This window comes from Cryobacterium sp. Hh38, from assembly GCF_004403235.1.
GTDB lineage: Bacteria > Actinomycetota > Actinomycetes > Actinomycetales > Microbacteriaceae > Cryobacterium > Cryobacterium levicorallinum.
Window position 1 is genome coordinate 54,745 of sequence record NZ_SOHD01000042.1, and the last position, 19,896, is coordinate 74,640.

A 19,896-nucleotide genomic window follows, 5' to 3' on the forward strand; every position below is an offset into this window, starting at 1 on the left:
TGAGGAAGTTTGCCATTCCCCGGGGGCCTTTCAGGGTGCCGTCGAGGGTACCCCGCGCTGGTCCTGTGTCGTCCGGTGCGCCCTTTGCAGCATTACAGGCGCGGCAAAGTACGTCGACGTCTGCCAACGTCTTAGCGGGCCACCTGAGATGGTCGCCCGTCAGGTCTTCTTTGGTGCCACAGGTCGAGCACCAGGGCTGAAGCTTGCGGGCGCGACGACTCAGGCGAAACCATGCGGAGTTGTACCCGCGTTCAGTGGCGGTGCCCTTGTTGGGTTGCTGCCGACGATGCAGCCGGCACCGATACTCACCAGGTTCACCGCATACGACGCAGAGGGTCAACGTCATGCGCGATACACGATCATCTTGGTATCGCGCTCATGCTCGACAGGTTCGAGCGCGTCGTCGAGGGAGTTGAGCACTACCTCGAGCACGTCGCGGGCTTGGACCAGTGCCGCGCGGTTGGCCTTGGCACGGTCCTCATGCCGGCGGGCGTGAGTCTTCCAGTAGTTCGCTTCTTCTTCAGGGGTTCGAGTGGTCACGATGTTGTCCTTTCGTTATGCGCTCTTGGCAGGTCGGACATAGGGGCTACTTTCGAGGTTTAGGCGGTTGTTGATGTAGCTGCGGCCCTTAGCGGACAGGGTGAGATAGACGCCCGTGTCGATGACGTCATTGAGGTGGTCGTCGTCGCCGTGTTCAATCTCGGACCAGTACGACCGGATGCCTTCGTGAATAGCCAGGCTGCTTGATTTCTGCCATTGGCTGATCTCGTCCTCGTCGGGGCTCTCGAGGTGGACCAACTTGTAACAGTCCTCCATATAGGCGACCTGATCGGGCGTGGCGAACTTGTCATCACGATGAATGAAGGAAAGCGCGCGGTCATCGCTTGCGGTGACCTTTAGCACTTCATCTTCTTTATCTGGGTCTTCTTCACATGGGTCTTCTTTGTAGCTCTCACAGACCCCCGGGGTAGCTCTGTCAGATCCCCCCCCTAGCTCTGTGAGATCCCCCCCTTTGCAGATTGCAGGGTTACGGGCTGAGTGCACGGTGTAACGGTTGCTCAACTGCTGCTTGCCGCTCCACTGTGCTGTCCACGTGACGATGCCGACGGTCTGTAGTTCCTTCAGTGCTCGCTTGACCTGCGGGACCGAACAACGGGCTTCTATCGCCAGGGTCTTCTGTGAGGGCCAGCACACGTTTGTCTTGTCCGTGCGACCGACCAGGGCGACGTAGACCAGAAGTGCATAGGCGCTGATCTCGGTTTCACGCACGACCCAGTTGGGAATCATCCCGAACCCTTCACGCGCCTTGGCGTTTTCGGCCATGCTCACACCTGCCTTCTTGCCCAATACAGAGCGGCTTACGGCCACTCAGACGCGGTGATCGGGTGCGCGATGCGGTGGGCAAGTTCGATCAACTTGATCGCCAGCCGGCGGGCCTGTGAGGCGCTGAGATAGTCCGCGTGGGCGTCGACGTAGATGGACGGACCGTTGTGGTCCTCGACCAGGTGGAGAATCACAGGGACGCCCCGGCGGTCGTGACCGTGGCGGTGGTTGTTGGTACGGTGGGGTTCATATCGTGCTCTCTGATAGGGATTCGGTTGTGGCCCTTGGTCTGAACATTTGGCGCTGTAACGCCGTTCAGGCTGAGGGCTTTTTCATGCCGCCGGGGCATTCAAACGGCCTCGGCAATCTGCGTGTCGATCCAGTCGTCGACGGCCTTCTGTGTCCAGCGGACTCGACCTCCGACCTTGAACGCCTTGGGCATGTCGGTGCCGTCGCTTCGCCAGCGGTAGATCGTGGCGACGCTCATGCCGAGTTGATCGGCCACGTCGTTCACGTCGAGGTTGCGCCGCTGTCGGCTCGACACGTCTGGATTGGTGATTGTCATGCCACTCTCTTTTCTGTGTCCTCAGTGCGCAGATTCTATTTTTCTGCGCCTCCTAGGTACATATTGCCAGATGTATCGCAATAGCGCAACTATTCCGTTATTGTGTCTTCATGGCACAAAATGGGATCGGTCAAAGAGTGGCCAAATATCGTAAGGCGGAAGGGTTCAGTGCGCAGAAGCTTGCCGACCGTATTGGGTCCACGCGTTCGATCGTGACGAACATCGAGAATGGGCGTCGTGAAGACGTCACCGTTGAGGAGTTGCTTCGGCTGTCCGCTGCGCTCCGGGTGCCGCCAGCCGCTTTGCTTTTCGATGTAGAGAAGCCTTACTCAGGCGTTGAAATCGGTGATGAAACCGAGGTAGGCGATAGGGGCTTCCAACGCCGAGTCATTGACATGGTCGACTGGCTTGGTGGCCTCAGCACGGTCGCGGACGCGGACGCTGACATGGACGTTTTCGAACGTGATCTGGAAGAGGGAGGGGCTGTCGTATTTCCGATGGTGGGACTCGTCGTCGAGTCTGAATACGGGGCATCGGGTAGAAAAGCCTTATCGCTGATCGGAGCCGCGCGCTCTCTCGAGCGGGCAGGAATTAACTTCGACAAGTCTCGGCGGTCTTTGCTTGTTTTTGCTCGAGAAGCTTGGCCTTACATGGAGAATTTGAAGAGATCAGCTCAGCTGGACGACTTGATTGAAGCTGGAACGCTTGCAGGGTCTCGTGTCTCAGATGACCTGTTAGTAGCCGTCCGTGATGACGACCGGAAGGTTGTCGCCGCTTTGATCCGAGAAGCCGACGCGGCTGCTGCCAACCTGAGAGAGGCGCGCGCTCAGTTTCGACTCCTGGGCGGAGATTTTCGAGAAGAGCCTGAGGCGATGAGCTCCCGACACCTCATGCTGATGAGTCAATCTATGCATACCGAACGGTTGGCTGACATGCAAAAGAAAAGCGGCTACGCAGGGTCGGAGGGTGTTTCTTCCTTTGAATCGTCTGTGGCTGGATCGATAGAGGTCGAGAGGGACCGAGAGCGAGCGCGGTTAAACGGTAGCGACGAAGATGTCGCGCCCGCGTAACCCCGTCGGCACTCACGGCGTTGTCAACGTGCAGGAGACGACGCCCGGCAAGTGGCGCGCGCGGACGCTGTACCGGTTCCAGGACGGCAAGCGGCGGCAGGTCGAGCGATTCGCTGAGTCCGAACCTAGGGCCAAGCACGCCCTGAAGGTGGCGCTAACGACAATCGAGACACCTTCCCACCTTGCGATTACCAAGCGGACCAAGCTTGCCGATCTGGCAGACGCCTATCTATTGCTGAAGGAAGAAACAGGACGGGCCCCGCGCACGATATCGACTTACCGGCACAATGCCGACACGATAATCAAGCCGGGGATAGGTCAGCTCACGGTCGGTGAGGCGACGACGATGCGCCTTCAGAGGTTTATAACCGACACGTCGATCAAGCACGGCCACGGCTCGGCAAAGGGCTGCCGGTCGGTGTTGTCGGGGATGCTCGCGCTTGCCGTGCGTAACGACGCGATATTGACTAACCCCGTCGTCGGCATTGCAGGGATCGAGCGCAAGGCTTCCCGGGCGGCGACTGCACTGCCACTCGATCAGGTCCCGCGATTCTTGGCGACCGTTCGGAGTGATGCCGAGATGCAGCGCCTTGATCTGGTCGAGCTCTGGGAGTTCATGGCGCGGACCGGATGCCGTATTGGTGAGGCGTTGGCGCTGCGCCGTGACTTTGTGAACCTCGACACGGCCACGGTGACACTCGGCGCGAGCGTGTCGCGGGTGAAGGGCCAGGGGCTGATCTTGCGGGAGGCTGGCAAGACGGCGACGTCGGAGCGCACAATCGTTGTGCCGGCTGAAGTCGTGGTCATGTTGCGGGCCCGGTACGCGGTGCAGCCCGGGAACGATCTAGACCTTGTGTTTCCGTCGATGCTTGGCAAGCTGCGCGACACGTCGAACACCGAGTCGGATTGGCGCGACAATCGGGAGCGACTCGGCTACCCGGGTTTCACGTCTCACGGCTTCCGTAAGACTGTCGCCACGGCCCTCGATGCGGCAGGATTGTCGGCACGCGACATTGCCGACTACCTCGGCCACAAGCATCCGTCGATGACTCAAGATGTCTACATGGCACGCAACACTCAGAGCGTGAAAGCGGCGGCGGCGCTCTCGGCAATGTTCGGGGTAAGTTCGGGGTCATGAACCATCTAACTCGATTCATGCCCCGACTTCCGCGTCTTTACGCGGGTATTGTGGGCCCCGTCGGGCTCGAACCGACGACCCAAGGATTAAAAGTCCTTTGCTCTACCAACTGAGCTAGAGGCCCGTAGGTTCTAATCTACCGTGGATTCGCGCTCAGCTTTTCTGGGTAGCGTTGAGGGCAGCAAAAACCAGCCATCTAAACCCGAAGGAGAACCCGCCGTGGCCGACAACTTTCACAAGCCCACCCTGTTCTCCGGGAACAAATTCGAGGCATTCCAGGGCGGCGATGACCCGGCGAACATCAGCCGCGTCGCGCACGAGACCGCGCAGGCCCTGCTCAACCGGGTGCGCAGCAACCCCGACCCGGCGACGGTCGAGCGCCTCGTCGCCTACACCGACGAAAACGGCATCGACGCAGTCGCCGAGCTGTGGTCGCGGGCCACTCCCCGTAGTCTGCCCGGCGCACTCTGGCGCATCTACCTCGTCCGCATGCTGATTCGGCAGGACCCTGAGGGCTGTGCGTACCTGTACCAGCGGGGAACGGATGCTGCCGCCACGATCGATCCGCTCGTCGCGGGTGCCGCGGTGCCGACGGGTCCGGCCGAGATCATCGTGCTCGCCGATGAGATTCTGCGCGGCCTGTTCACGGGAGATTTCGCTGTGGCGCTCGATCGCGGCGCGGCGTATTGCCGGGTCACCGCACTCGGCGCCACGAGCATCGCCGACGACCTCGAGCTGACCGAGCCGCACCGCTCCTCGGAATTGACGACCCGAGCACTGCGGTTCTCCACGACCGCCGCCGAGTTCGCGGCCTGCGCGCGCCTCTGGCGCCGCGACTCCCTGGAGTAGTCCCCGCCCTTGTTTTTGACAGGCCCGGGCCGGAATGTGGGCCCATGATCTATCGTGGGCCCGCTTCCGTAGGGTGGGCCCGGAGGCCCGCACCCCGCAACCCGAAAATCCCCTGTGCGCCGACGGCGAACATTCGACGCCGGCCGCCCGGCTCGAATACACTGGAGTCTGGTCGGGCCGCAGTAATCCCGGGTTCCATTATTCGCCGCTTCGAGCGGCCTCGCGCCGAGAGGTGCTCTGCGGCCCGGCCTTCTGCATTCCCGCGGTGGGCGCGATGAGACCGGCCGCCGGCATCCGTTTCGAAGCTTATTTCGCGTCTTGACCAATCTATTAGCGACTTCGCACCGAACCCTAGTCATGGAACGGGACGAGACCTGACATGCTAGATCTCATGACAGCTGATTCCGCCGGAGATCTTGCATCGGCAGCCCCTGCCACCAAGGAGGAGCTGCTCGCTCGAGTAGCGCTCGGCGACCAATCGGCCTTCGGAGAGCTGTATGACCAGATCGCCCCGCGGGTGCTTGGCCTGGTCAAGCGTCTGCTCATCGACCACGCGCAGTCGGAGGAAGTGACCCAGGAGATTTTTCTGGAGATCTGGCAGTCGGCCACGCGGTACGAACCCACGCGTGGCGGGGCGAGTACCTGGATCCTCACCATGGCACACCGGCGAGCGGTCGACCGAATTCGGTCGTCGCAGGCCGGCCGTGACCGCGATACCAAAATCGGAATCCGTGACCTGGCCGTTGCCTACGATCACGTGGCCGAAACCGTTGAAGTACGAATCGAACATGAGAGGGTGGAGAAGGCGATGACTCGATTGACTCAGTTGCAGCGTCAGGCAGTGAGCCTCGCGTATTACGGCGGGTTCAGTCACAGCGAGGTCGCCGACATGCTCCACATCCCGTTGGGTACCGTGAAAACACGGCTCCGCGACGGACTGATCCGCCTCCGCGACGAATTGGGCGTGGCATCATGACCGGCCGCAACGAGCAGCACCCGGCCGACCTCGCCGGCGCCTACGCCCTGCACGCCCTCGACGCCGACGACACGGCCGCGTTCGAAGCGCACCTGGCCGAATCCGAGCGGGCCCGCATTGAGTCGGCCGAGTTGAACGACACCGCGGTGGCCCTCGGCCTTGCCGTGGCACCGGTCCAGCCCTCGAGCGCGCTCAAGGCCAACCTCATGTCGATGCTCGCGTCGACCCCGCAACTCGCGCCACTGCCGCGCGCCGCTGGCCCCGCCACAACGGATGCTGCCGCCTCCGCTTCCGAGACGACTCCCGTCGTTCCCCCGGTCGCGTCCGGGACGGCACCGTCCGGGACGACTCCGGACTCGCCCGCTACGCCGCCGTCCTCCGGCAGCGCACCCGGTGATGCGCCCCGCCCACACCTTTCGTCGGCGACCGAGCGTGCCGAGGCGCGCTGGTTCAAGCGGCCGGCGCGGTATCTGCTGGCCGCTGCTGCGGCGGGAGCCCTGTTCGTCGGCGGATCCTTGTTCGGCCAGACCCTCAACAACTACCAATTTGAGTCGCAGCAGGCCGCCGGGCTCGCCCAGATCAACGCGGCCGATGACTCCCAGCGTGCCGCGACGACCACGGCCGAGGGGCAGGAAGCGACGCTGGTCTGGTCGAACACCCTCGGAATCTCCGCCGTGCTCGTTGACGACCTGCCCGCGCTGCCCAGCGATCAGGACTATCAACTCTGGTACATCAACGGTGACGGCCCGGCCTCGGCCGGAACCTTCGACTCGACCGGCAACGGCACCGCCTGGCGCGTGCTCGACGGCACCATGCACGCCGGCGATCAGGTCGGGATCACCGTCGAACCCAACGGTGGGTCCGACCAGCCCACGAGCACCCCGATCGTCGCGTTCCAGAGTTAGCGGTCTCGCCGCGGCCGCTCGTCGGTGAAGGGTCGCAGAATGTCCTAATTCTGGCTTCCACACGGCCCCTCATCGGGCAGCGGCCGGAGACGCGCCGCACGCGCCCTGATGCGCGCGAAGTAGGCTCGGGGCATGAGACTGCCCTTCACGCTACTGATCGACCCCGTCCCCGCCGATTCACTGCAGAAGAATTTCGACGACACGTTCCACGAGAGGGAATCCAGCGCCCCGGCCCTGCGGGTCGGCGAACTGAGCACGCAGCGTGGCGACGGAATCTTCGAGACCCTCGCTGTCGTCGACGGTCACCCGCAGGAGGTTGAGCCGCACATCAGTCGGCTGCGCAACTCAGCCCTCATCTGCGATCTCCCGGTTCCGAATGCCGAGCAGTGGCGCGCCGCGATCGCCTACGCTGTCGCCCGCGTTCCGCAGCGCGGTGAGATCGCGCTCAAGTTCGTGCTCAGCCGCGGTGTCGAGCACGGCCCGGCACCGACCGCCTGGCTGCACGCGGTCGCCGCGGCGGACTTCAGTGCCGTGCGCGCGACCGGCGTGCGCGTCGTGACCCTCGACCGCGGCTACCCGCGTGGGGTCGCCGAGAAGGCCCCCTGGCTGCTGATGGGCGCCAAAACCCTCAGCTACGCGGTGAACATGGCCGCTATTCGCGAGGCCCACCGCCGCGGCGCCGACGACACCATCTTTCTCACCACCGACGGCTTCGTCATGGAAGGCCCGACCTCGAGCGTCGTGCTGCGCAGCAACGGTGCATACGTCACGCCCGCCCCGAGCGGCGCGATTCTGCACGGAACCACGCAGCAGAGCATGTTCGAGTATCTGAGCGGGCAGGGTGCTTCCGTCGAATACCGCGACGTCACGCTCGATGAACTTCGTCAAGCGGATGCCGCCTGGCTTGTCTCCAGCGTGCGCCTCGCCGTATCAGTGGTCGCCCTGGACGGTGAGCCGTTCCCGGCCGACCAGCCGGTGACCGACGCCCTGAACTCGTACCTGCTGGCGCGGACCGCGTAGGGCCAGCCGGGGCATCCGCTTGTCAGCAGAATGGCGGCGGGCGGCGACCTCGCCGGTGCCGCTGGGCAAACCAACCGGGCGGGACTACATTATGTACGAAGAAATGCGTTGCCCCTGAGCGGAGGGGGGCACGATGCTGTCCAGCCTGCTGCCTGGATTGCGCGCCCTGCGCACGCCCCGCACTGTCGGCTCTCTCTGGCTGACCAGTCTCTGGGTACTGTTCGGCTCCCAGATTCCCAGTTCGACCGCCGAGGCCGACGGGCTCGCGCACGAACTGTTCCGCCTGGCCGACGCCTTCGGTGCGCCCATTCTGCTCGCCGGCGGGACGGCGTAAGCCGGTCTCGGGAACCCGTAGACCGACGCGCGGGCCGGGCCGCGTGGACATCCGCTCTGAAAGAGACCGCGAATTGGGGCAATCTGCCACTGCCGCTATGCTCTGGGTGGACCGAGAGGGATCAAATGAGAATTTCTGTCATTGGATGTGGCTACCTGGGCGCCGTACACGCGTCAGCTATGGCCGAATTGGGGCACGATGTCGTCGGAATCGATGTCGACGCCGCCAAGATCGCGCAACTTGCCATCGGCAAACCCCCGTTCTTTGAACCTGGACTTCCCGAGGTTCTCACCTCGGCCATGAACAGTGGTCGTCTGCGATTCAGTACCGATATAGCGGATGCCGCCGGCTCGCAGGTGCACTTCATCGCCGTCGGCACACCGCAGAAGCCCGGCAGCTACAGCGCCGACCTGCGTTATGTCGATGCGTCGATCGAGTCGCTCATTCCGCATCTAGCCGACGGCGATCTCGTCGTGGGCAAGAGCACCGTTCCGGTGGGAACCGCGGCCCGCCTGGCCGAGCTCATCGCCGCCGGTAGTGGCGCGTCGCTGGCCTGGAACCCGGAGTTTCTGCGCGAGGGATTCGCCGTGCAGGACACCATTGGCCCCGACCGCCTGGTCTACGGCGTCGCCCCGGGCGCGCCCGGCGAGCACGCGGTCGAGCTGCTCAACGAGATCTACGCCACGGCGCTCGCCGCCGACACCCCCCTGGTCATCACCGACTACGCCACGGCTGAGCTCGTCAAGGTCGCCGCGAACGCGTTTCTCGCGACCAAGATCAGCTTCATCAATGCCATGGCCGAGATCGCCGAGGTCACCGGTGCCGATGTCACCCAGCTGGCGGATGCCATCGGCTACGACGGCCGCATCGGTCGCCGTTTTCTCGGTGCCGGCGTTGGATTTGGCGGCGGCTGCCTGCCCAAGGACATTCGTGCCTTCACCGCCCGCGCCGAAGAGCTGGGTCGCGGCGAGTCCGTGGCTTTTCTCAAGGAGATCGACAAAATCAACCTGCGTCGCCGCCAGCGCGTCGTCGACCTGACCACCGAGGCCCTCGGCAACACGGTCTACAACGCCAAGGTCGCGGTGCTCGGACTGAGCTTCAAGCCGCACTCCGACGACGTGCGCGACTCGCCGGCACTCGACGTGGCCGTGCAGCTGCGCGGTCTGGGTGCCGAGGTGGTGGCGACCGACCCGGAGGCCATCGAGAACTCGCGGGCGCGGCATCCGCAGCTTACTTACGAGGAGTCCCTCGAAGACACACTGCGGGGAGCGGATGCTGTCGTGCTCGTCACCGAGTGGCCCGAGTTTCGACACCTCGACCCTGTCTGGGCGGGTTCGCTCGTGAAAACGAAAACCGTGATCGACGGCCGCAACGCGCTCGACCCCGCCGTCTGGCGTGCCGCCGGGTGGACCTATCACGGGCTCGGTCGGCCGTAGTACTTCGGACGGGGCCCGGGCCCCGTCCATGGGCCCAGCTTAGAAACTGGGCCCATGGTCATAGCCTGGGCCCCTTCTTCTGACCCGGCCCGGGCCCAGAAACTGGGCCCATGATTGATCATGGGCCCAGCTCCGTAACCTGGGCCGGGCCGTTCGAACGCCGTCCCGCAGGCCGGGCCCACCCCGTGAACGTGGGCCCAGGTTAGAACCTGGGCCCGGGCCGGGCCCGGGCCGGGCCCCCGTGCAGGACACCCCGTGGGCGCGAGCGTAAACTCGACTGAATGTGGCTTCGGGGAGTACTCGTGGCGGCCCTCGCCGCCGTCTCGGCCTGGGGCGTGCACGCCGCCGTGCCCGCCTTCCCGCTGCTCACCGTGGCCGTTGTGCTCGGAATCATCGTCGGCCAGATCCCGGCCGCACGTCCCCTGCTGGCTGGAGTCCTCGCACCCGGCCTCGCGGTCGCTACCAAGCCGTTCATGCAGCTCGGAATCGTGCTCCTCGGCCTTAAGCTCAGCCTCGTCGACATCATGGCGCTCGGCTGGGTGACCATCGCCACCACCGTCGCGATTGTGCTCATCACCTTCGCTGGCACGCTCGGACTTGGCCGCTGGTTCGGCCTGCCCGGTCATCAGCCCCTGCTCATCGCCACCGGATTCAGCATCTGCGGCGCCTCCGCAATCGGGGCCATGAGCGGCGTCGTCAGGGCGAAAGACGAGGAGACCGCCACCCCGATCGCGCTGGTCACCCTGTGCGGAACTCTTGCAATCGCCGTATTGCCGCTGTTGTGGCATCCGCTTGGGCTCAGTGCGCTGCAATTCGGACACTGGATCGGCGCCGGCGTGCACGACGTCGGCCAGGTCGTCGCGACCGCACAAATCGCCGGCTCGGCCGCCCTCGCTGTCGCCCTCGTCGTCAAACTCACCCGCGTGCTCATGCTCGCCCCGATCGTGGCCGTCGCGTCCATCGCCCGGCGCCGCCGTCTCGGCGTGATCGAAGCGGATGCCGCCACTTCGGTCGCCCCCGCTGCCGGTGACACTTGGGTGCCCGGCCCAGCCACCCGGAGCATCCGGTCGACGCGGCCACCGATCGTTCCGCTGTTCGTCGCGGGGTTCATCGTCGCGATGCTGGTGCGTACGCTGGTTCCGCTACCCGTCGAGGCGCTCGAGACCGCCGACCTGCTGCAAACCGCACTGCTGGCCATGGCGCTGTTTGCCCTCGGCGCGGCCGTCAATCTCGGCACGCTTCTGCGCACGGGCGGCCGCGCACTCGCCGTCGGGCTGCTCTCCTGGACCCTGATCGCTGTACTGGCCTTGGGTGCCGTGCAGCTTTCCTGACCAATCATGATTGAATTTGCTACTCCTGAGTCAGAAGCAATCACTTAGGTGCGTGCGCGTGGCTGAGATCGTCGTGGCCCGGAGCAAGCAGGCCGCGGGGGAGCTGGTAGCCACAGAAATTCGCCGGCTGATCGAGTCGAAGGCCGATCCTGTGCGGGGGCTCGCGACCGGGTCCACGCCCTTGCCGGTCTATGCGGCCCTCGCGGCGTCCTTCCGGGCGAACCCGCTCGTCGTTCACCGTGGCACCGACGACCGGGTCGATGCCGTTTACCCCGATGAACGCCAGATCAAGCCGCACCTGGGTGAGCACCGACTCAGCGTAGGCGCCGACCAGCTCGTAGGAGCGCGCGTGCACGACTCCGCCGGTCACCACGGTCTTGATCTGCGGTCGCATCGTGAGTTGCGCGGCAATATTGATCGCGTTCGTCACGACCGTGAGGTCGGCGTGCGAGCTGGCCTGCGCAATATCCGCGCGGGCACTGAGCACACCGGCAATCGCCGTGCTGGTCGTGCCGCCGCAGAGGCCGACAACGTCGCCGCGGGTCACGAGTGCGCTCGCCGCCCGGGCGATCTGCAGTTTTCGGGCGCGTGACGCTCCTGCTTGTAGCGTGCCGGCAGGTCGTAGGCGACGGATTGCCCGATCGCACCGCCGCGCGTGCGGGTGAGCAGCTGCTGTTCGGCGAGGGTGTCGAGGTCCTGGCGCGCGGTCGCGGCCGACACTCCGAGCTTGGTGATGATGTCATCGACCTCGACTTGCCCCGAATCGGCGAGCCGTTCGGCACGGTTCATGGTCACTCGCTTTCGTGGGGGGCCGGATCCTCAAGAGACATGCGGGCGCCAGCACAGTGCGCGGTCGCCGCAGGCGCGAATGCTGCGACCGGCGCAGACGCCGCCAGCACCCCGCGCGCCCGCAGCGCCGCCCCAAGCAGAGGGGTCATAAAGGGGTCGAAACTGATTGATACTGATCGAAAACTAGGCTTCTCAATCACTGTAGTTGCGCGGAGGAGGTGGGAGGCTCGTCGGCAGGGTGGGGCGGCTCGATGTGGCGTTCCTGTATATACGTCGGTCTCACGCGCACGGGTGAGGTCGTATCCGGCAGGTAAATAATTCGGTCGGGTTTGCCTCGGTAGTTGAGATTACGTCATAATCGCAGCACGTGTCCGGTCGACGGGTAAAAGTCGCCGGGTGAAAACAGGTGCCAGTTCCGCAATCCGAGTCGGAGGCTACATGTCCGTTCAGTCCACCCTGGAACGGCGACAACCCGCGCCCGGAGCCACCGGCACGGGCGGCAAGTCCGCCACGCGCACCTTTCGCGGCGACATCGAGGGCCTACGCGCGATCGCCGTGATCGTCGTCATTTTCGATCACCTGCTCGGCTGGCCGTCCGGCGGATTCATCGGCGTCGACATCTTCTTTGTCATCTCGGGCTTTCTCATCACGAGCCTGCTCCTCAAGGAACACGCCCACACCGGCCGCATCTCGCTCGTCGACTTCTACCGCCGACGCATCCGCCGCATCCTGCCGGTATCACTGCTCGTGCTCGTCGTCACCGCGGCGATCGGCTACCTGCTCCTGCCGAGTGCCCGCGCCCTCAGCACCCTCTGGGACGGTGTCTATTCGGCACTGTTCGTGGCCAACTGGCACTTTGCCCTCGTCGGAACCGATTACCTGCAGGCGACCAACGCCATCTCTCCGCTGCAGCACTACTGGTCGCTCGCCGTTGAGGAACAGTTCTACTTCGTCTGGCCGTTTCTGCTCATCGTCATCTTCGCCCTGGCCGGCCGCCGCACACTGAGCGCCCGCGCCCTGATCACGACCGTCGCCGTCAGCACCGGTGTTATCACCCTCGGCTTTCTGGCCTGGAGCGTCTTCGAAACCTCCACAAGCAGCGCCATCGCCTACTTCTCCACCGGCGCTCGCGCCTGGGAACTCGGCATCGGCGCCCTCCTCGCCGCCTCCGCCCCCGGCATCGCCAACCTGCCGGCGGCCCTCCGTCCGGTGCTGGCTTGGCTTGGCCTCGTCCTGATCGTGGCCAGCCTCGTATTGATCAGCCGAGACTCGCCGTTCCCCGCCCCGTGGGGCCTGCTGCCGGTAGCCGGAAGCGCCCTCGTCATCGCCGCCGGCATCGGATCCTCCGAACAGCGCCTGCTCTTTCCCCTCACCAACCCGCTCAGCCGCTACATCGGCAAGATCTCGTACTCCCTCTACCTCTGGCACTTTCCGGTGGTCATCCTGCTCGCCACCGTCTTCGCGACCAACTCGCCGCTCTACCTGCCGCTTGCCCTCGTCCTCATGGTCGCCCTCTCGATGTTCTCCTTCCACTTCGTCGAAGATCCCATTCGGCACTCGCTCTGGCTCGAAAGTTCGCAAACCCGTCAGCGAGAACGGATGCGCCGCCCCGCCACCCAGCACCGCTCCGGCCTCACCCCGGCCAAGGCCTGGATCGGCGCCCTTGTCGTCGTCACCCTGGTCATCGTCTCGGTCTCCCTTGTTGCGCTGAAGTCCCGCACGTCGTCGGACCCGTCTGCCGATGCCGCGCCGATCGGTGCCGAGGCCAACCTGGGTGTGGAAGCTCCCGCCGAACCCGCCACCCTGCTGGCCACCCGGCAGGCCGCCATTACCGCGGCCCTGGCGAACACGGCCTGGCCCGAGGCGACGCCGGCGTTCGACGCCCTCAGCGACAACTCGGGCGCACCGGAATGGGTCGACGACAACTGTCTCTCGGTGAGCGAGAAGAACGCCGCCGGCTGTGTCTATGGCGACCCGGCCGCGGCCAAGACCGCGGTTCTGCTCGGCGATTCCATGGCGATCAGCTACATGCCGGCCATCCGCGCCGCGCTCGAACCGCTTGGCTACAACGTGCGTTCGCTCACCATGTTCTCCTGCCCGGCCGTCAACATTTCGGTCGCGGCCAAGAGCGCCACCGATGCGTCCGCCGCCAAGTGCGACGCCCACCACGCCTGGGTCTACGACGAGGTCGCTCGCCTGTCGCCCGACCTCGTGCTCATGTCGAGCCTGGCCGGATCCATCGTGCGCCTCGCCAGCGGCAACGGGGGTGCCGATGCCCTCACGGAGTGGCAGACCGCCACGGCCGCCACGATTACCGCGCTGCAGGAGTCCACCGACCACGTCGCTGTGCTCTCACCGCCGCCGGCCAGCACCCCGTTCGCCGAGTGCAAGACCCTCACGAGCGTGCCGACGGACTGCATCTACAGCCCGTCGAACCTGTACCAGAAGGTGGTGACGGCCGAGCAGGCCGCGGTTGAGCAGCTGGGCGATTTCGCCCAGTATGTGAACGTCGTGCCGTGGCTCTGCGTTGACGAGCGCTGCCCGGCCTTCATCGACAACACCCCGGTGTTCTTCGACGGCCAGCACTTCGTGCGTGAGGCGAGCACCCAGCTCGGCCCGCTGCTCGCCGAGGCTCTGTTCCCGCCGGCCGCGTAGCCGCCCAAGGCGCTCGCGAGTGGATGCTGCCGGCCTGGCCGCCGCATCCGCTCGCCGTGGTCTCGTGGCGCGCGACCGCCCCCGATTTCGGCAGCCGCTACGGTAATCGCCGTAGCGCGCACCCAAATGGGGCGCGGGCATCCGCTCGCTGCAGACTCGCCTCAGTGTTCGCGCGGCCGAAACTCGCGCGGCCAATCGCTCGCGCGAATGCGCTTGATCTCCTTGACCACGCCGGTGGTTCCCCACTCGTCGAGGCCGAGCCGCGACAACGGTCGCAACTTCTCAATGAGTGGATGCCCGCCGTCCAACACCGCAGACGACACCGCGACGTGCGTCACCTCGCCGAACACTAGCGTGCAATCGCCCAGTTCGAGCGTGGAGTGCAGGCGGCACTCGATCGCCGCGGGGGACTCGGCCACCCGCATCGATGAAACGGTCAGGCTCGGTTCGCGGGTGAGCCCGGCGCGGTCAAACTCGCTCTCCTCCGGCCCGAAGTCGGTCCCGGTGGCATTCACTTCCTCGAACAGCGATTCCGGCGTGAAATTCACCACGAAGTCCCCGGTCTCAAGGATATTGCGCACGGTGTCCTTGACACCCACCGAGGTGAATTGCACGATCGGCGGCGAAACGGATGCCACGGTGAAGAATGAATGCGGCGCCAGGTTGTCGACCCCGGCCGCCGAGCGGCTGGTCACCCAGGCAATCGGCCGCGGAACCACGAGGGAGTTCAGCAGGCGGTAGAAGTCGCGGCGGGCAAGGTCTCGGGGATCGAAGTCAGTACGCACTCGCTCAGGCTAACAACTCGCCCCCATCCCCGGCGCCGCTCACCCCGGCCGGCCTGCCACGATCGATAGAGTGGTCTGATGCCTATCCTTCCCCGCCTGGTGGCCTTCGACCTTGACGATACGCTCGCGCCGTCCAAGTCCGCGCTCGACCCGACCATGATCGACCTGCTGGTGCAGCTGCTCGGCGTCACCGAGGTTTGCGTCATCTCCGGAGGTCAGTTCGGCCAGTTCCAGGCGCAGATCATCGACAACCTGCCCTCGATTCCCCCCGATCTGCTTGCCCGGCTGCACCTCCTGCCCACCTGCGGTACCCAGTACTACCGCAGCGAAGCCCAGGGCTGGACGCAGGTCTACGCCGAAAACTTGAGCGACGAGCAAAAGACCCGGGCTCTCGATGCCGTCGAGCAGACCGCGCGCAGCCTCGGCTACTGGGAGAACGACACCTGGGGCCCCATCCTCGAAGACCGCGGCTCGCAGATCACCTTCTCCGCACTCGGCCAGGCCGCCCCGGTCGCCGCCAAGATCGCCTGGGACCCGACCGGGGAGAAGAAGAACACTCTGCGGGAGGCCGTGCAGGCACTGCTGCCCGACCTTGAAGTGCGTTCGGGGGGGTCGACATCCGTTGATATCACCCGGCAGGGCATCGACAAGGCCTATGGCATGAAGCGGCTGGCCACCCTTACCGGGGTCGACCTCGACGACATGCTGTTCGTCGGCGATCGCCTCGACGAGAATGGCAATGACTACCCGGTCAAGGTTCTCGGCGTCGAGTGCATCGCCGTCGAAGGCTGGCCCGACACCGTCGCCCTGCTCGAAGATCTGATTCCGCGCTACGTCGCCGTCTGACTGCCCGGCAGCCCCCAGTACGCCGGCGCGCCGCCGCTAATTCCGGAAGCCTGCTGCAGGCAGATGCAGAAATACGCGGGGCGCCACCTCGGTCCCGGCAGATCTCCTGATTTAGCCACGGGGGCAACTCATCGACCGCGGTCACGACGTCTGCAGTGCAGTAGCTTGACCTCCAGTTCACGGCCTCTTTTGCTGCAGCGGCTCGTTTTGGCAGCCCCTGACCACCCCTGCAACCCGGCCCAAGATTCCATCCTGAGTTTTTCTCGTGTACATTTCGTCTGTGAAAGAGATACAGGCCCCCGAGAACCGTGAGTGGATCAACTTCGCCAAGGGAGCGGCGATCATCCTCGTCGTGCTCTACCATTCATCGCTGTTTCTCAATGATCTCGGACTGGCCGGCAGTACCCCGCGGCTGCGCCTGGTGCTCAGCTACTTTCCCATGCCGGTGTTCTTTTTCATCGCGGGTCTCACTGCCCGGCGCATGCTCACCTGGAACCTGCACGACCTGTGGCGGCGTCGGCTGCTCACCTTGGTCTACCTGTACCTGCTCTGGTCGGTTATTCGCGTGCTGTTCTACCTCGTCGTGCCGCACCTGCGGGGAACGGAACGTTCCCCCACCGACCTGCTCAATATCATTCTCCTGCCGGTCTGGCCGACCAGCAGCTACTGGTTCATCTGGGCCCTCGCCGTTTTCACCCTGCTCGCCTGGCTGCTACGCAAATTGCCGATCAGCGTGCAGATCACCCTCGCCGCACTGGTCGCCGCAGCGTCCACGACACCGAACCTGCTCGACCTCGACAATGTCGGCTGGGACCGAGTCGCCGCCAACTTCATCTTCTTCATCGTCGCGGTCTATTTTCCGCACACCGTGTATCGGCTGGCCGCGCGGGTGCAGGTCTGGCACGCCATCGTGTTGGTAGTCGCCTACTTGGGCCTGGCCGTGCTCCTCGTGCCGTTCCACCTCTCCCGTCTGCCCGGCCTGATCCTGCTCGAAAGCGCCGTCGCCGTGGCTATGGGTATCGCTCTGGCCACCCTGCTGGTGCGCGTGAAATGGCTGAACTTCATGAACACGCTCGGCCAGTACAGCTTTCAGATCTACTTGCTGCACCTGTTTCTCGTGGCCACAGCCCTTGCCCTGCTCGCCCCGATCGCCGAGGCAGCCTGGCTGGAACGCGCGGCCAACGCCCTGCCGTTTCTGCTCGCCGCAATCGCGCTCGTCGGCTCGGTCTACCTCGCCAAGCTCCTGCGCCGGTTCTCCTTCCTCTGGGTCAGCCCGTTCCGCAAGCGGCAGGCCAAATCGGTCTCGCATCGCGCACGGTTGAACGGAGACCCGCTGTGAAGCCCGCCCGCGCGGCATCTGTTGGCCTGCTGGCCGTTGGTCTGCTCTTGAGCGGATGCTCCGCCACGCCGACCACGCCCGACCGGTCTGCGCCGCCCGGCCCGGTCGTGGTGGAGCACGACCTGCAGTACGGCACGTCCAAGGGGCAGGACCTGATGCTGAACGCCTGTCTGCCCGAGGAGAAGACTCAGCGCACCCCGGCCGTTATTCTCATCCACGGCGGCGGATTCGACAGCGGCAGCAAAGATTTCGGCGGCATGACCGCCCTGTGTGAGGAGCTGGCCGGCAGCGGCGTGGCGGCGTTCGCGGTGGATTACCGGCTCGCCCCGAAATTCGCCTTTCCGGCGCAGGTGAACGATGTCACCGACGCGCTCGAGTGGCTGCGCGATCCGCAGCAGGTCAGGGAATTCAACATCGACCCCGAGCGCATCGGACTGCTCGGCAGCTCGGCCGGGGCGATCATCGCCTCGTCGATCGGCACCAACGGCTCCGGCAGCCTCACCGAGGGCGACCGGGTTGCCGCGGTCGTAGCGCTGTCGCCGGCGGTTGACCTCACCGAGACGGGCCTCAGGCGTGGTCGTCCCTCGAGGCTGGCCGTCGGGTCGATCCTGCAATACCTCGGTTGCGACGACTTCACCGATTGTCCCAACTCGCGTACAGCCTCGCCGCTGTACGCCGTCGATAAGACCGATCCACCGTTTTACGTCGCCATCTCGAAAAATGAATTTGTTCCGGTGCAGCAAGCCGAGGCGATGGCGGACGCACTTACGGCCGTCGGCGTTCCCGTCACCCTCGACGTGAAACCCGGTGAACGACACGCTTTGGAGCTGCTCGACGAGGCAACCCGAGCGAATATTCGTCAGTTTCTGATCGACAATCTCGTGAACTCCTCAACACGGACGGATTAAATCTTCAATACTGACGGTCCAAAAGTGAGGATTTTTATGCCAACATTGGTTTCTGTCGTCGTACACCCGAAGTACGACGCATTAATCACTCGGAGAGAAGCGCGCATGGAACTGAAGCGTCTGGCTCGAATTCTACGAAAGCGATGGATTCTCATCGTGGCTTTCACCTTGTTGGGCGTCGTCGGTGGGGCCGCAGCCGCGTTGCTCACCCCCGTGCAATACCAGGCCTCGACCCGGGTCTTCGTAGCCGCGCAGATTCAGATCGGATCCACCCCCGGTGACCTGGTGCAGGGCAACAACTTTGTCGTGCAGAAGCTGCCCTACTACCTCGACGTGGCGACCAGCCCCCGCGTGCTCGACCCGGTGATCACGAGCCTGGGCCTCAACGAGACCGCCGCCAACCTGGCCGAGCGGGTCACCGCCACCACCCAGCCCGGTTCGGCCGTCATCGAAATCACCGCCCTCGCTTCGACAGCGGATGCCGCGCAGCAGCTCGCCGAGGCCGTGTCGGAAAGCTTCACCGACGTGGTCATCAACCAGCTGGAAACCCCAGCGGACGGCGGAGCCAGCCCGGTCACGGTTGGTGTCCTCGACCCCGCGGTGGTGCCGGACAACCCGGCGCTGCCCCAGCTCTATCTCAACCTCGCTGTCGGCCTGCTCATTGGACTGTTGGTCGGCCTGGTGACCGCGTTCCTGATCGGACTGCTCGATCGTCGCATCTACAACCGTGACGACATCGAGCGCCTCACGGTGGTTCCAGTGCTCGGCGGCATCCCCCTTGAAGCGCACGCCAACCCGATCATCACCCCCGACGGTCCGGCCACCGCACGCGCCGAGGCATTCCGGGTGCTGCGCACGAACCTCGAGTTCGCCGACGCCGATACCAGCCGGCGCAGCCTGGTCGTGACGTCGTCCGTCACGGGTGAGGGCAAGACCACCACTCTGGTCAACCTTGCCATCGTACTCGCCGAGAGCGGCGCGACCGTCGCCGTGATCGACGCCGATCTGCGCACGCCCCGGCTGGCCGACTACCTCGGCCTTGACCCAGACCGCGGCCTGACCGACGTGCTGGTCGGGGATGTGCCGCTCAAGGATTCCTTGCAATCGTGGGGCACGCTGCATCCGCTCACCGTGCTCTCCTCCGGCAAGATCCCCACTAACCCGAGCGAACTGCTCGGTTCGACGGCCATGGGCACCGTGCTCGATGTGCTCAGCAGCAGCTACGACTACGTGCTCATCGACGCCCCGCCGGTACTCGCGGTCACCGACGCTGCTGTGCTCAGCCGCTGGACCGGTGGCACGGTTTTGGTGGTTGGCGCCAACCGGGTGAGTGAGGCCGAGTTGCTCGCCGCGTTCGACGCCCTCGAAGCCGTCGGCACGACGCCGCTCGGCGTCGTGCTTGCCATGGTCCCCACCCGCGGCCCCGACGCGCTCGTGCGTGACGGCGGATTCGCGGTCTCGCCTCGTCCGCCCCTGCGCCCGTCCCTGCGGCCGAGTCGATCCACCGCCGCGGCCGCGATCGATCGCGGCCCAACGCCGGTCGATAGCGACACTTCCTCGACAGACAACCCGACCCACACCCGCGTCACCTGGTAATTCAGCGACACCTGCTCAGCCGTACCAGTTC

19 protein-coding genes, 1 tRNA gene and 1 pseudogene are annotated in these 19,896 nt (G+C 65.0%); 14 read left to right on the top strand and 7 right to left on the bottom strand.

Translation table 11 applies throughout. The features are described from left to right. Positions 1 to 342: 342 nt before the first annotated feature. From E3T41_RS14380 to E3T41_RS14390, 4 genes are all read right to left on the bottom strand, one after another. The gene (locus E3T41_RS14380) at positions 343 to 540 is read right to left on the bottom strand and encodes a hypothetical protein (RefSeq protein WP_134468374.1); all 198 of its coding nucleotides are present in this window, start codon (positions 538 to 540) and stop codon (positions 343 to 345) included. Between the two features lie 15 nt (positions 541 to 555). Beyond that, positions 556 to 1,323, bottom strand: coding sequence for a helix-turn-helix domain-containing protein (locus tag E3T41_RS14385; RefSeq protein WP_134479197.1), 768 nt, complete (start codon positions 1,321 to 1,323; stop codon positions 556 to 558). A 35-nt stretch (positions 1,324 to 1,358) separates the two neighbouring features. Next, positions 1,359 to 1,517: a hypothetical protein gene (locus E3T41_RS17985; protein WP_166791576.1), complete on the bottom strand. Its 159-nt coding sequence runs from the start codon at positions 1,515 to 1,517 to the stop codon at positions 1,359 to 1,361. 155 nt (positions 1,518 to 1,672) lie between these two features. Then, positions 1,673 to 1,888, bottom strand: a complete 216-nt coding sequence (locus tag E3T41_RS14390) for an AlpA family transcriptional regulator (protein ID WP_134479199.1) — start codon at positions 1,886 to 1,888, stop codon at positions 1,673 to 1,675. Between the two features lie 110 nt (positions 1,889 to 1,998). On the opposite strand from E3T41_RS14390, the gene E3T41_RS14395 reads away from it, so the two are divergent. Both E3T41_RS14395 and xerC read left to right on the top strand, forming a co-directional pair. Next, positions 1,999 to 2,958 carry a helix-turn-helix domain-containing protein gene (locus E3T41_RS14395; protein ID WP_134479201.1) on the top strand — a complete coding sequence of 320 codons (960 nt, stop codon included), beginning with the start codon at positions 1,999 to 2,001 and terminating at the stop codon, positions 2,956 to 2,958. A gap of 28 nt (positions 2,959 to 2,986) precedes the next feature. Further along, the gene (gene xerC / locus E3T41_RS14400; RefSeq protein ID WP_166791577.1) at positions 2,987 to 4,096 is read left to right on the top strand and encodes a tyrosine recombinase XerC; all 1,110 of its coding nucleotides are present in this window, start codon (positions 2,987 to 2,989) and stop codon (positions 4,094 to 4,096) included. A gap of 51 nt (positions 4,097 to 4,147) precedes the next feature. On the opposite strand, the gene E3T41_RS14405 is transcribed toward xerC, so the two are convergent. After that, positions 4,148 to 4,220: transfer RNA gene (locus E3T41_RS14405), tRNA-Lys, on the bottom strand. Positions 4,221 to 4,315: 95 nt separating this feature from the next. Here E3T41_RS14405 and E3T41_RS14410 point away from each other — a divergent pair. The 7 genes from E3T41_RS14410 to E3T41_RS14440 all read left to right on the top strand — a co-directional run bounded on the left by E3T41_RS14410 (position 4,316) and on the right by E3T41_RS14440 (position 10,947). Continuing rightward, positions 4,316 to 4,945 (top strand): DNA-directed RNA polymerase subunit beta, encoded by a 630-nt coding sequence (locus E3T41_RS14410; protein WP_092449680.1) that lies wholly within the window; start codon positions 4,316 to 4,318, stop codon positions 4,943 to 4,945. 391 nt (positions 4,946 to 5,336) lie between these two features. Then, positions 5,337 to 5,921, top strand: a complete 585-nt coding sequence (locus E3T41_RS14415) for a sigma-70 family RNA polymerase sigma factor (protein WP_241979004.1) — start codon at positions 5,337 to 5,339, stop codon at positions 5,919 to 5,921. Then, complete coding sequence (locus E3T41_RS14420) at positions 5,918 to 6,826, top strand: anti-sigma factor (protein ID WP_134479205.1); 909 nt, start codon at positions 5,918 to 5,920, stop codon at positions 6,824 to 6,826. The genes E3T41_RS14415 and E3T41_RS14420 overlap by 4 nt, the downstream gene beginning before the upstream one ends. A gap of 132 nt (positions 6,827 to 6,958) precedes the next feature. After that, the gene (locus E3T41_RS14425; protein ID WP_134479207.1) at positions 6,959 to 7,846 is read left to right on the top strand and encodes an aminodeoxychorismate lyase; all 888 of its coding nucleotides are present in this window, start codon (positions 6,959 to 6,961) and stop codon (positions 7,844 to 7,846) included. Between the two features lie 133 nt (positions 7,847 to 7,979). Beyond that, positions 7,980 to 8,180, top strand: a complete 201-nt coding sequence (locus E3T41_RS14430) for a hypothetical protein (RefSeq protein ID WP_134479208.1) — start codon at positions 7,980 to 7,982, stop codon at positions 8,178 to 8,180. A gap of 125 nt (positions 8,181 to 8,305) precedes the next feature. Then, positions 8,306 to 9,616 (top strand): UDP-glucose/GDP-mannose dehydrogenase family protein, encoded by a 1,311-nt coding sequence (locus tag E3T41_RS14435; protein WP_104133376.1) that lies wholly within the window; start codon positions 8,306 to 8,308, stop codon positions 9,614 to 9,616. A 281-nt stretch (positions 9,617 to 9,897) separates the two neighbouring features. Next, positions 9,898 to 10,947 (top strand): YeiH family protein, encoded by a 1,050-nt coding sequence (locus E3T41_RS14440; protein WP_134479210.1) that lies wholly within the window; start codon positions 9,898 to 9,900, stop codon positions 10,945 to 10,947. 226 nt (positions 10,948 to 11,173) lie between these two features. On the opposite strand, the pseudogene E3T41_RS14445 reads toward E3T41_RS14440, so the two are convergent. Next, a pseudogene (locus E3T41_RS14445) lies at positions 11,174 to 11,736 on the bottom strand (DeoR/GlpR family DNA-binding transcription regulator); the annotation flags it as partial. Positions 11,737 to 12,174: 438 nt separating this feature from the next. On the opposite strand from E3T41_RS14445, the gene E3T41_RS14450 reads away from it, so the two are divergent. Next, positions 12,175 to 14,391, top strand: coding sequence for an acyltransferase family protein (locus E3T41_RS14450; RefSeq protein WP_134479211.1), 2,217 nt, complete (start codon positions 12,175 to 12,177; stop codon positions 14,389 to 14,391). Positions 14,392 to 14,552: 161 nt separating this feature from the next. Here E3T41_RS14450 and E3T41_RS14455 read toward each other — a convergent pair whose 3' ends face one another. Beyond that, entirely contained in the window at positions 14,553 to 15,176 is a 624-nt protein-coding gene (locus E3T41_RS14455; protein WP_092449696.1) for a flavin reductase family protein, read from the bottom strand. Between the two features lie 78 nt (positions 15,177 to 15,254). Between E3T41_RS14455 and E3T41_RS14460 the strand changes: the two genes are divergently transcribed. From E3T41_RS14460 to E3T41_RS14475, 4 genes are all read left to right on the top strand, one after another. Continuing rightward, positions 15,255 to 16,022, top strand: a complete 768-nt coding sequence (locus E3T41_RS14460) for an HAD-IIB family hydrolase (protein WP_092449698.1) — start codon at positions 15,255 to 15,257, stop codon at positions 16,020 to 16,022. A gap of 280 nt (positions 16,023 to 16,302) precedes the next feature. Then, complete coding sequence (locus E3T41_RS14465; protein WP_166791578.1) at positions 16,303 to 17,361, top strand: acyltransferase family protein; 1,059 nt, start codon at positions 16,303 to 16,305, stop codon at positions 17,359 to 17,361. Next, positions 17,358 to 18,269, top strand: a complete 912-nt coding sequence (locus E3T41_RS14470; RefSeq protein WP_134479215.1) for an alpha/beta hydrolase — start codon at positions 17,358 to 17,360, stop codon at positions 18,267 to 18,269. Before E3T41_RS14465 ends, E3T41_RS14470 begins: the two co-directional genes overlap by 4 nt. Before the next feature lie 105 nt (positions 18,270 to 18,374). After that, positions 18,375 to 19,865 (top strand): polysaccharide biosynthesis tyrosine autokinase, encoded by a 1,491-nt coding sequence (locus E3T41_RS14475; protein WP_092449704.1) that lies wholly within the window; start codon positions 18,375 to 18,377, stop codon positions 19,863 to 19,865. The last annotated feature ends 31 nt before the right edge of the window (positions 19,866 to 19,896 follow it).